This window comes from Paenibacillus sp. GYB006 (assembly GCF_036577645.1).
Classification (GTDB): Bacteria; Bacillota; Bacilli; order Paenibacillales; family Paenibacillaceae; genus Paenibacillus.
In genome coordinates this window covers 351,968-364,038 of sequence record NZ_JARBDA010000001.1, presented here as the reverse complement: position 1 = coordinate 364,038, position 12,071 = coordinate 351,968, and the positions used below count along the sequence as shown (strand labels likewise).

At 38.5% G+C, this 12,071-nt stretch carries 15 protein-coding genes and 1 pseudogene; 1 reads left to right on the top strand and 15 read right to left on the bottom strand.

Features of this window, described 5'->3' with window-relative positions; translation table 11 throughout:
* Positions 1-3: 3 nt before the first annotated feature.
* From PV403_RS01805 to PV403_RS01775, 7 genes and pseudogenes are all read right to left on the bottom strand, one after another.
* Positions 4-441: a hypothetical protein gene (locus PV403_RS01805; RefSeq protein ID WP_213531839.1), complete on the bottom strand. Its 438-nt coding sequence runs from the start codon at positions 439-441 to the stop codon at positions 4-6.
* Between the two features lie 160 nt (positions 442-601).
* Positions 602-1,222, bottom strand: a complete 621-nt coding sequence (locus PV403_RS01800) for an NUDIX hydrolase (RefSeq protein ID WP_213531837.1) — start codon at positions 1,220-1,222, stop codon at positions 602-604.
* On the bottom strand, positions 1,210-1,989 hold the full coding sequence (locus PV403_RS01795) for an aminoglycoside adenylyltransferase domain-containing protein (RefSeq protein WP_213531836.1): 780 nt from the start codon (positions 1,987-1,989) through the stop codon (positions 1,210-1,212). Before PV403_RS01795 ends, PV403_RS01800 begins: the two co-directional genes overlap by 13 nt.
* Positions 1,990-2,020: 31 nt before the next feature.
* Positions 2,021-2,761, bottom strand: coding sequence for an SDR family NAD(P)-dependent oxidoreductase (locus PV403_RS01790; protein ID WP_213531834.1), 741 nt, complete (start codon positions 2,759-2,761; stop codon positions 2,021-2,023).
* Positions 2,762-2,962: 201 nt separating this feature from the next.
* A pseudogene (gene cysK / locus PV403_RS01785) lies at positions 2,963-3,901 on the bottom strand (cysteine synthase A).
* A 40-nt stretch (positions 3,902-3,941) separates the two neighbouring features.
* On the bottom strand, positions 3,942-4,343 hold the full coding sequence (locus PV403_RS01780) for an NUDIX hydrolase (protein WP_332083410.1): 402 nt from the start codon (positions 4,341-4,343) through the stop codon (positions 3,942-3,944).
* Between the two features lie 232 nt (positions 4,344-4,575).
* On the bottom strand, positions 4,576-5,595 hold the full coding sequence (locus tag PV403_RS01775) for a GNAT family N-acetyltransferase (protein ID WP_332083409.1): 1,020 nt from the start codon (positions 5,593-5,595) through the stop codon (positions 4,576-4,578).
* 86 nt (positions 5,596-5,681) lie between these two features.
* Between PV403_RS01775 and PV403_RS01770 the strand changes: the two genes are divergently transcribed.
* On the top strand, positions 5,682-5,825 hold the full coding sequence (locus tag PV403_RS01770; RefSeq protein ID WP_201450690.1) for a hypothetical protein: 144 nt from the start codon (positions 5,682-5,684) through the stop codon (positions 5,823-5,825).
* Positions 5,826-5,923: 98 nt separating this feature from the next.
* On the opposite strand, the gene PV403_RS01765 is transcribed toward PV403_RS01770, so the two are convergent.
* The 8 genes from PV403_RS01765 to PV403_RS01730 form a co-directional block, all read right to left on the bottom strand.
* Positions 5,924-6,499: an HAD-IA family hydrolase gene (locus PV403_RS01765; RefSeq protein ID WP_332083408.1), complete on the bottom strand. Its 576-nt coding sequence runs from the start codon at positions 6,497-6,499 to the stop codon at positions 5,924-5,926.
* 50 nt (positions 6,500-6,549) lie between these two features.
* On the bottom strand, positions 6,550-6,876 hold the full coding sequence (locus PV403_RS01760; protein WP_332083407.1) for a hypothetical protein: 327 nt from the start codon (positions 6,874-6,876) through the stop codon (positions 6,550-6,552).
* A 191-nt stretch (positions 6,877-7,067) separates the two neighbouring features.
* Positions 7,068-8,447 carry an NADP-specific glutamate dehydrogenase gene (gene gdhA / locus PV403_RS01755; RefSeq protein ID WP_332083783.1) on the bottom strand — a complete coding sequence of 460 codons (1,380 nt, stop codon included), beginning with the start codon at positions 8,445-8,447 and terminating at the stop codon, positions 7,068-7,070.
* 204 nt (positions 8,448-8,651) lie between these two features.
* Positions 8,652-9,179: a GNAT family N-acetyltransferase gene (locus tag PV403_RS01750; protein ID WP_332083406.1), complete on the bottom strand. Its 528-nt coding sequence runs from the start codon at positions 9,177-9,179 to the stop codon at positions 8,652-8,654.
* A gap of 28 nt (positions 9,180-9,207) precedes the next feature.
* On the bottom strand, positions 9,208-10,200 hold the full coding sequence (locus tag PV403_RS01745; RefSeq protein WP_332083405.1) for an ROK family protein: 993 nt from the start codon (positions 10,198-10,200) through the stop codon (positions 9,208-9,210).
* A gap of 62 nt (positions 10,201-10,262) precedes the next feature.
* On the bottom strand, positions 10,263-10,718 hold the full coding sequence (locus tag PV403_RS01740) for a RidA family protein (protein ID WP_332083404.1): 456 nt from the start codon (positions 10,716-10,718) through the stop codon (positions 10,263-10,265).
* A complete protein-coding gene (locus PV403_RS01735) occupies positions 10,702-11,385 on the bottom strand; it encodes a zinc dependent phospholipase C family protein (protein WP_332083403.1) in 684 nt (227 codons plus the stop codon). The genes PV403_RS01740 and PV403_RS01735 overlap by 17 nt, the downstream gene beginning before the upstream one ends.
* Positions 11,386-11,421: 36 nt before the next feature.
* Positions 11,422-12,057, bottom strand: a complete 636-nt coding sequence (locus PV403_RS01730) for a hypothetical protein (protein ID WP_332083402.1) — start codon at positions 12,055-12,057, stop codon at positions 11,422-11,424.
* Between the last annotated feature and the right edge of the window lie 14 nt (positions 12,058-12,071).

Below are 12,071 nucleotides of genomic sequence, written 5' to 3'. Positions count from 1 at the left end.
ATTCTAATGAGTACTTTGTTTAAGTAACTTATTTAAGTTTTCAGAAAAGCTGTCCCAATCGCCACTATAACCGATGTTCATTCCCCAGCCTGCTTTGAGGAGATTGCTTGCTAGTACTTCTAGTTTTTTTCTATCTGCAGAACTTAGAACTGTGTTAGGAACACCTGTATAATCGGGATATTTTGATACATAGTTATAAAGAATAGAAAGCTCTCTTTCTTGTTCTTTTGTTAATCTTCCTAAGGTTTGACCTATTTTCATGAACGAATTTAATTCTTCTTTGATATCTTCCATTTTCTCTAAAACAACGTTATCATCTTGCCAATTTTGATCCATTTGATAACGAATTGCGCTCTCTAGTTCCAACAAATCTGTTTGAACTTGAAAAGTATGGCTTGAAATTGCATCGTCGATTCTATTATTATTCGTTATCAACATCATGATTAGTATCATGTTCAACAACAAAGATATCATCACGATGAATGTAATGTATTTAACTTTTTGTGTATTGATTTGATTACTCCTCCCTAGATCGTAGAAGTTCCAGGAGATGTCCAGTAACTTATATTGTTTCTCTTTATATTGGTTCTCGTTATCTTATTCAATCAAATATCACTTCACTATTCGCTTGTAAGCCTTTATCAAACATGAGTTGGACCTGTCCGTATGTATTTCTCTCCTCCGAAAGCTGTGGTAGATTGGACCGATCAAAGAATTTCACTTCACTTGTTTCCATTCCTTCCATCGCACTACCGCCCATGATTTCGCATAATATAAATATTTTGTACACATGGTAAGGAGAAGGTGCATGGTAATGCTTATTTTTATCCAATACAGCAAGTAACCGCCGAGGTACGACATCAAATCCCGATTCTTCTTTTACTTCTTTCACTACAATTTCGCGTGGAGATAACCCGATATCTGCCCATCCCCCAGGAAGTGCCCACGCACCATCCGCCTTTTCTTTAACGAGGAGTATTTTATCGTCCTGAAAAATAACACCCCTGACATCTACCTTTGGAGTGGCATACCCGGTTTCATTAGCGAACAAATCGGTAATCTGATCTGAATCGACTTTCGTATATGTGTTTACTATTTCTACACTTAAGCTTCTCAGCTGCTCGTATCTCTCAATATCATAAATATCTTTACCATATGCGAGACCAATCTGACTGATTGCCTGGATCTGTTTTGCCCATGTAAGCCATTTTACTTCTTCCATTCATTTACACTCCCTGCGTTATCGATTTCTTCTAACATATAAGTAGCAAACTCAAGCAAGATCTCGTCATCCTGCTTAATCGTATCAACTTTACCTTGATATGCAGCAAGACAGTCATGTATGACATCTGCATATTTCATGGGTACAACCTCGGCGGCCCACTCTCCGCCTTCCTTTTTGGAAGATACAATCTCTTCTTTGAGAAAGAATAGTGCTCTGCATAAATTCAAGACATAGTACACCGGATTTTCGGTAATCCCTTCGGTCACATCCTTTACATCGGATTGAATCGATGCTATAAAATACGACTTATCAATCGCTGTAAAAACATCTCTAATGGATTTTCCATAGAGTACGATCCCCCGATGAAAGATAACTACGAAATGAGCTGCTAAATCCGTATCCTCATAGCCGCCGCATAGATAATCCGGATCTGATTTATATTTTTCCTTATGTGCTAATGAATAATGAAATTCAAACGGAGTAGGATATACGAATTCATCTGTATATTTTTTGAGCACTACACTTAACTCTATGCCTTTTGTCAGATGCAGCTCTTCCTCAAACCGAATAAGTCCGGCTGCTATTCTCTTATATGTATCTCTGGATTGTTTCGACTTAACGACCACTAAGATGTCTATATCGCTATGTTCTGGGTGGAAACATCCCATTGCCATTGAACCATGCAAGTATATGCCAGTAAGAGCATCTTGCAATTCTTTCTGAAAAAGATGAACAACGCCGTCTAAATTAATGGGTCTATGCATTTCATTCTCCTTTGTAAGGGGTTATCTCCTGCTACACTTCAGCGTAAGTAACGATCTTTCCAGGCTCTATCTTCTGATCAATCCTATGTAACAAGTGCTCTCCAAGATCCCTGGTTGATATCAATTGTCCCGTTTCGTGAGCTGCATTAAAAAACGGAGCCATCCCAAAATCAGTCTCATTTTTCCCTCTAGCCACCCTTTGTAGTTCGGTGTCGACCATACCTGGATCAACCGCTATAATTTCAATAGGATTTTCTCGTTTATTTTGCTCTGCTCCCACACACCTGGTAAACATGTTTAGTCCTGCTTTTGCTGTACAGTACACACTCATATCGGGTGCTGGATATGTCCCTGAACCTGAAGATATATTGATAATTTTTCTTCTCAACTGTAGACTTTCGGTTTGCTGAATAAAACAAGAAGTCAAAACCATAGGAGCAATTAAACTAATTTGCAGATTTTTATTTATTTCTTCCTGCGTGCATTTTTCAATTGATTTGAGTGGTTCAAGCATAGCCGCATTGTTAATCAGGCATAACATGTCTGTATCGTTCGTATTAATTGACTTCAGAATTCCATCTAGCATATGCTGAGCACCCATTGTATTACTTAAGTCGAACTTAAGATGCGAGTAATTCTTATACTTACATAAGACATCTGAACTTCCTCTAGATATACCATGAACATGACTGCCTCTTTCAAGCAGCATCATAGCCAGTTGCTCGCCGATCCCTCTTGATGTACCCGTAATAATAAAGTGCTTCTCAGCCATAGAACTTGCCCCCTATTTTTCATACAGTACTATTCTCTTGAATATCCTCAGTTTGACTTCTTCCAGGTGTTATTTACCATAATTATACATATTGTGCGCGAGTAGCGATAGGTTTAAGTCATTTTCTCCCGTGAACTGATAAGGAGACTCCAAAATAACTCAAAAAAGAGCAGCTACATTCAGCATGTAACTGCTCTACTTTTATGCTTCTGGAAAAAGATCGGGTACCGATAGATAACGCTCGCCTGTATCTGGGAGTAGTACGACAATTTTTTTGTTTTTATTTTCTGGTCTATTTGCGACTTGTAGTGCGGCGAACGTCGCTGCTCCAGATGAAATACCTATTAGCAACCCTTCGCTTCTCGCTAACTGTCGTGTTGTTTCATAAGCATCTTCGTTTTTCACTTGAATAATCTCATCAACGACCGAATGATGAAAATTACCGGGCACAAATCCAGCACCGATCCCTTGAATTTTGTGTAATCCCTTATTCCCACCGGAGAGAACTGGCGAATCAAATGGCTCAACGGCAATAATCTGCACCTCAGGTTTTCTACCCTTTAGCACCTCGCCTACCCCAGAAATGGTTCCGCCTGTTCCCACACCACTAATAAAAATATCCACTTCCCCATCCGTATCTCTCCAAATTTCTTCTGCTGTTGTCTTTCGGTGGATCTCAGGATTAGCAGGATTCTTAAATTGCTGCGGAATATATGAATTAGGAATGGTATCGGCAATTTCTTCGGCCTTTTTGATTGCTCCAGCCATTCCTTCTTAAGCAGGAGTGAGAACTAATTCTGCACCCAAGGCAGATAACAATTTTCTGCGTTCCATACTGAAACTTTCGGGAAGCGTAATCACTAACTTATATCCTAATGCTGCAGCTGCAAAAGCAAGCCCCACTCCCGTATTTCCACTAGTCGGTTCTATAATCACGGTATCTTTGTTAATATCGCCCTTCTCTTCTGCATCTCGAATCATCGCAAGTCCAATTCGGTCTTTCACACTGCCTGCAGGGTTAAAGTATTCTAATTTAGCAATAAGGTTCGTCTCTAGATGATGATTCAAAGAAAAGTTAGCAAGTTCTAATAACGGTGTATTACCAATTAAATCAGTAAGATTCTTTGCTATTTTTGCCACTGAGGTTCCTCCGTTCAATTTTCAAGTAAACCAAGATAGTTTATTCTGTAAACTCAATAAGAAAAGGATGCTTCTCTTGATCTAACGCAAGATGAACTCTCTCTTTGAAATTCCCCCAGGTGATGAACTGATCTGCTTCTTCTAGTGAAAAATAACCAACTTCGTCACTCTCTATACTTGTCGTAAGTTCTCCACCAATCGGTTTGCCGGTGAAAATATGATTACATACGCCTCGTGTTATATTTTGATAGGTACCACAAAAATTAATCAATTCAATATCAATTCCTGTTTCTTCTTTCACTTCACGAATGGCTGCCTGACGTATAGACTCTCCTTCTTCTACACAACCCTGAGGCATCTCCCAACCTCTGTGACCTTTCATCAGTAAAATCTTATTACTCTCGTTTAATACGATGACACTTGCCGAAACGATGAACTTCATCTGATCATCCTTCCCGTCCTTTTATGATTCTCTATTAACAGTTTCCTTGATCTCTCTTATGTCTTTTATTAATAAATCAAGTCTCGCATTTAATCCTTCGTCTCTTTCCATTTTTCTCTTCATCCTTACTTCCATAGTGACAACACTCGTTGTAATAATAAATAGTAATAGTACAATAAGGATCGTTCCTATCATGCTACCTTCACTTCTTTCCGATTAAACTTGTTGTAGTTTACTTATAAAAATAAGTCATATGCTCTTCATCGTATGCCTCGCCCATATACTCCAAAGCATTCTTTTCAACACCATAGGATTCGAACCCTAATTTCTTATAGAGTTCTACTGCGGATCTATTTACCGTTATCACACTGAGATTGATTTGCTTCAACTCTTCTAAATCTTTTCCCCGGTTCAATACTTCTACCATGAGGCTCTTGCCGATCCCTTTTCCTCGATATTCGGGTGATACATAAACTCCCCATACCATTCCTTTATGTTTAAACTTCATTCCTTGTCCTTTTCTGAAACCTGCGATACCTACAATTTGATTGTCTCCTGTAAAAGTTCCTAAAATATACTCGTCATGTTCATTTTTAATCTTTTTCACAACTTCACTGATTGGCGTACCAACAGAATCTTCGTAAGAAGTTCCGAATGCCTCAGGACTTACTCTTAATGATTCTAGTCTTATTTTCCAAAACTGTTCTGCTTGTTCTTCTGTTATATTCTTGATGCAAATCTCTTGTTTGATCAGTTTTTTAGTTAAATAAAGGGTAAGATCATCATCGATTGTGGCAACATCTCCGTATTCAAGATACCTCTGACCATTATGTATTCCTCTGCCATCGGGGATATAACCCCGTCTTGCATATAGAATTTGAGCATTTCCGTAATCCGTAAATAACCCTACCCCAATTCCGGAAAAATCAGATCGTTCTTTAATGATCTCCTCTGCTCTATCCATCAATTTAGAGCCAATGCCTAATCGGCGATACTTCATTAATACATTAAAATCATTAATTTCAGGAATCCCTATTTCTCGAAATGAAGGATAATACGAATCCCATAACACATTGACATATCCGGCAAAATCACCATCCACTTCAGCAACAATCGATACGCGTTCACTACGTTGCTGTTCGTCCAAATATCTAACATATAAATCTGCAGGCTTTTCCCAGCCTTGTTGTTTAAAAGCATTCGAAATGATCACAGGATCATTTTCATTAAGCTCTCGCAAACAGATATTCATACTCTCTTCCTCCATGCATCAATGTTTACAATGAACTCAGCGGTTTATTAAATATATATAAAATTGAAACTAAGAGGTGTCGTATCATGGCTAAATCAAGCGCAAATAAAGTATCTTCTAAGAAATTGTCTAAGAAAGCATCGCATGTTTTGCAAAGTAACTCTGCTAGTAAAACCTCAAAATCTTTAGCAGGGTCTGTACTCGCTCAATCAGGATCCGACAGTAAATGATTTTCTCTCCTCCAATATAGTTTGGAGGTTTTTTATTGTAGCTAATTTTTCTGAATTTTTGACAGCTCTGAGTAATGAATAAATAAATTTTTAACTGATTAGTTGTTTATTGCTATGGAGGTTAAATCAAAAAAGTTCTCATATGCCGTCAAGTATACATCTGCTCCAGGAGCGCTGTTCTGAAATAGACAGGTCTTTATTCCAATAGACTTCGCCGGGGCGATATCAATCTCGCGATCCCCAATCACTAGATCAATCTTATATTTATGATGTAAATAAATGTACGATGCAGGATCAGGTTTTCTCGGATATCCATCATCTATAGCAACAATTTCGGTAAAGTAATCTTCAAAGTCATAATATTTCAAAATATGTTCCACATCTTTACGAGGTTTATGCGTCATGATTACATTTAGATCAGCAAACTTTACTACGTCCTCCACGAACGGAAATGGTGGAGTATCTGCTGGGTGTACTGCCTTCTCCATGGCAAATAGCCTTTTCACCTGTTCTTCTGATAAATCGTAATACTGAACAGCATGGGTAAATGAAATTTTCAGGTGATTATATATATCTTGCTTAGATACTGTATGGCTGAGAATCTCATAAAGAATTTCAGTATAAGCTGGGTATGTATTAAACAAGGTACCATCAAAATCCCACAGGATATTCATAGTATGAACTCCTTTCTTCACTGTAATTGAAAGCTTTGATATTCAGCTGATTAGTCATATATCGTAAAAGATGACATATCAAAAAAGTGATTCAATACCCCAACTGCTTTTATGTCATACTCCTTATTTGATTGAGAAAAAGTTTCTCTTACCTGCAAATATATCCTCGCATTTTTAATTTCTTTTGTATCACGATTAATCGCTCTAGCTCCCATCTTGCATCCCGATTCCAAACCACTATGATCACAGATAATGCCTTGTTTACTTGAAAGCCATTCATTGTAATCCACTTCATCTGGAGCAGTTATAATTAAGAGGCTAATTATGAATCCAACGAATCCTAGAATCCAATTGAACTTACGATTCACACGATTCATTCTCTTCCTCCCTTCATACAGTTTCAGCGATAACCTCTATACTTCTTGACTCATCTGTAAAAACCCTCTATCTAATCATTAAAATGCAATTTTGCCATTCCATCTACATTAAACAGTAATATAAAAAACCGCCTTCCTATGGAAGACGGCCTCATTGTTAACAAGCTGATAACAGCTTTACTATTATTTTATTAGACAATCCCGTGAGCGAGCATAGCGTCTGCTACTTTAAGGAAACCTGCAATATTCGCTCCAGCAACAAGGTTGCCTGAACATCCATATTGGTCTGCTGCTTCAACGCTGCTGCTATAAATGTTACGCATGATCTCTTGCAGTCTGGTATCCACTTCTTCAAATGACCAGGACAACCGCATGCTGTTCTGTGACATTTCAAGTGCTGATACGGCTACACCGCCTGCATTAGCTGCTTTTGCCGGTCCAAACAAAACACCATGCTCATGGAAAATATCAATCGCAGCCAGCGTAGAAGGCATGTTAGCTCCTTCACCGATTGCTTTCACTCCATTTCTAACTAGCAAAATAGCAGAATGTTCATCAATCTCATTTTGAGTTGCACAAGGAAGTGCGATGTCACAAGGGATAGACCAGATTCCTTCACAGCCTTCTGTATAAGTGGCATGAGGATGCTCTTTTACATACTCGCTGATCCGTAGACGTTCTACTTCTTTTAGATATTTCACTGTCTCTAGATTAATACCTTCTGGATCGTATACATATCCGCCGGAGTCACTGCAAGCAACAACCTTCGCACCAAGTTCTTGAGCTTTTTGAATGGCATAGATCGATACATTACCGGAACCGGATACAACAACCGTACTGTCTTCGAAGCTAAGATCTTTCGATTTCAACATCTCGTCAACAAAGTACACACATCCAAATCCAGTTGCTTCCTTACGTGCAAGACTACCGCCGTACTGTAGTCCTTTACCCGTCAAGACACCGGATTCATGACTACTTGTAAGTCGTTTATATTGTCCGAACATATAACCAATTTCTCTTGCGCCTACGCCGATGTCCCCCGCTGGAACGTCCGCATCTGAACCAATGTACTTATATAGTTCAGTCATAAAGCTTTGTGTAAAGCGCATAACTTCCATATCCGATTTTCCTTTTGGATCAAAATCAGAACCGCCTTTACCGCCGCCGATCGGCAGACCCGTCAATGCATTTTTAAAGATTTGTTCGAAGCCTAGGAACTTCACAATCCCTGCGTACACGGAAGGATGGAACCGCAGTCCACCTTTATAAGGACCGATTGCACTGTTAAACTGTACACGGAATCCGCGGTTTACTTGTACCTTACCTTGATCGTCAACCCAAGGTACTTTGAAAGTAATAACACGTTCAGGTTCAACCAGCTGTTCAAGCAAGCTGTTTTCCCGGTACTTCGGATGAGCAGCGATAACGGGAATAAGAGAATCGAGAATTTCTTTTACCGCTTGATGGAATTCAAACTCCTGTGGATTTCTTGCAACAACCGACTCATAAACGGAATGAACATACTCTGTAGCAATAAGCATGTTTTGTTCTGTATTTTCTCTCGTTATCATGGACACTTTTTCGATGCACTCCTTTGTTGTATTAAAGTCTGTAGGCTTCTCTTTGTCAAAACGCATAAAAGTTTGTAGTTAAATATACAGGATAACAAAATAAAATACGAGATAAAAATCCATAAAATGTTTTTTATAACGCTATTAAAATGTTCTATTGTACTAATAATTTTATGTTTTTACCGCTGAATTACTGCTCATTTACTACTTTTCATACAGATTAGCGCTCCATCCATCTCCATTTATTGTTCTTATATAGTTAAATCCATAATCTTGATAATACACATTAAGTCTGCTGTTGTCTGCCATACAATCCAACCTTACAAAAGTCTTACCCCGGCTTTTAATCTGCTGTTCCGCTTTTTCTAAGAGAATATTTCCGATTCCCATTCCCTTATAATCTCTATTCACTGCAAATCGGTGGATATAACCTGATTGTAGATTATCGAGCTCTTTCCATATAAAAGGGTCTGACCAAGTAATAATATAAGTCCCCACTACCTCCGAATTCAGCTCAGCAATGTAAACGTCAGAACCATTTGTTAGAAATTCTATAACCTGATCCACATTAAAAAACTCCGGACGCCACTGATATATTCCTTTAGAATTAAGCCACTTAGCCGAATTTTGCCACAGGTTTAGAATGATGGGCGCTTCTGATAATGAAGCTGACCTAATAACAATTGATGAGTTTGAAGAATTTGAGGTTTCTGATGTTTCTGATGTTTCCATTGCTTCTCCCCCTCATCACAAATCAGGATTATATTTCAATTCTATTGGAGAGTTTCTTTGTAAAGCGTTCGCTTGCGTATACAGCAGCACCGATCATGCCGGCTTTTCCGCCTAACTGAGCTTCCTGTATCTTACATGCCTCGTTGGATAACTTTAATGCATGCTTAGCAGTTGTCTCCCGAACCACATCTAGCAATCGATCTCCTGCAGCAGACATGCCCCCGCCGACAATGATGATCTCTGGATTATATAGATTAATGACATTGGAAAGGCCAAACCCTAAGATTCTGCCCGTTTCATGCATCACTTCCATTGCTACTTTATCTCCTAAATCATACGCATCAGAAATCATTTTAGCCGTGATTTGGCTTTGATCTTGTTGGACCCATTCTTGAATGATACTTTTATGACCGTCACTGAGCCGTTCAATAAAAGTGTTGACCATCCCGACAGCCGAAACATATCTACCCAAGCAGCCTGAACTGCCACACTTGCAAGGGCGACCTTCTCTGTACATATTCATATGGCCTATTTCCCCAGCACTCGAGGTCTTTCCATACAACACATTGCCAGCACTGACGATTCCTGATCCCAGTCCTGTTCCTAAGGTAATTAACACAACATTATCAAATCCAATACCTGATCCAAATCGCCATTCACCGTAGAGATTTACACGAACATCATTGTCAATAAAAGTGGGAATTCCAAAGGTATTCTCCATCTCATTAACAACATGGATATTTTCCCAACCAGGAAAATTAGGGGAGAAGATCGAGAGCCCTTCATCCGGATTCAAGAGACCGGGGATGCCCATTCCCATACATCTTATGTCAGATTGCGACAAATTAGAGGTTTGGAACATTTCAATTATGGTTTCTTTCATTCTATTTAGTACATGGGTTGGACCTTTGATTGCTTCCGTTTGAACGTTTTTTTCAACTACCGTTTTAAATTCTTTATTAAAAATAGCTGCCTTGATGTTCGTACCACCAAGATCGATTCCTATCGTATACTGACTCATGTGTTAGCTCCAATCTCTAATATTCATAGGTGTGATAGCGTTTTCTAAAACTTCATAGTTGTCTATTCTTCCACTTCAAATATAGAATCCACGATGATGGGAAGATTATCTCTTACCGATACAGCCCCTAATACGGATCTTGCGTGAACTCCTTTATCTCCAAAGACCTCATACATGAGATCGGATGTTCCATTTAACACTTTATGGTGCTCTTCAAAGCTGGGTTCTGCATTCACAAAACCTTGAATCTTCACAACACGCTTTACTTTGTCTAAACTACCTAGAGCATCTTTTAATACAGCTAAAATCTCAATTCCTGTTGTTCTAGCGAACTCATATCCTTCCTCCGTTGTGTATGTAGAGCCGAGTTTACCTCTCGGATGACCAGATGGTCCTTTACCAGAGACAAACATGATTCCATTAACAATAACATAATTTGTATACTGAGCAGCAGGGTTACTTGAAGATGGCAAAGTTATATTCATTTCTTTTAATTTCGTTTCAATGGATTGTATCATATTCATCTCTCCTCAGATTTGTGCCTATACGCGCTTCTAGTATCTCCATGATCCTCGATACCGTAAGTTCCACAAATTGATCAACTTCACTTAACGTCAGATATACAAATTCATGATCGTTTGGTGCTGTGTTTTCTAAATAAAACGCTGTAATCCTCCTAATCTGCTCACTCACTTGCCCATTAGGGAAAATATCTAAATAATCCGGAAAATCGATAATATTTTGAAATGTAGTCCAAAAGATATGATCTTTGTTGTTATTCAAATACTGAAAATCGATGCCATACCAATCCCCTTTAATTAAACTCCAATATTCAGGTGTTTCTAGTATATTTTGATATAATGGTTCTTTCTTTTTAGCTTGATAACTTTTGTTCCACTCCTGATCGGTCACTAAATGAAGATAATAGCCCAGATAAAAAGATAGCTTTTTCGTATGGATATCTTTCTCGTTATGAAGAAGGTACTGATTATAAAATAAGTCTGCGTCTATTTTTCTATCGATTTGAAAATGAGTTGTTTCCTTTGGAGGAATAAATCCTGCTCCCTCACGATAAATTCCACAATCTGGGCCAATATTCCCTACTAGAAATTCTTCTTTACTTACAACTAATCCCAAGTCTATTAATCTCTCAGCAATCCTAAAATGAGTAACCCAAGTAGCCATGGTTATGCCTCCATCATCTTATTTGTTCCCCGCTTATTACCGAATCGGATAAATAAATTCAATAGGGTCCTTCTTTAATTCTTCTTCAAAAAAGTAGTTATGATCCGCTCCTACCGTACATAAAATTCTTTTGTTCGGATATTTCTCGCAGGTATTTCTCACTCTCTCAACCATAATCTGATTACGAATATGCCATCTAAGTTGATATGATCTTTCATTAAGATTCTTTAGCCATGCATATTTCTGTTTCGTTATCACGTCAAATTCTTTGGAGTTAAATGGAATCTCTCCATACAGGGACGTTTGCAACTGCTCTGTAAACCAATCTTTCTCCATTAATTCATAGACATTCTTTTGATCTTCGGGGAAATCTACAAAAGGGCTAAAATTATTCCATACATCTAGTTCAAACCAATCAATCGGAACAAATTCGATTCGTTTTTCTTCACATAAAGGAAAGATCAGATCCCAGTATTCACTTGCCGGCTCTCCCCAATATCCCTTATCCGTGTTATCTTCTAGGTATCTCTTCCAACTAAGCGGATGGACTTCTCCGCAGATCAAATCCGGAGCAAATTCTAATATTGCCTCTTTGTAAAGCGGTAATGTACAATGATATTTCTGTCTCAACTCTTCATCATGAATCATTCCAAGTAATCCTACAATAGCCATCCGTTTTAGCTCCC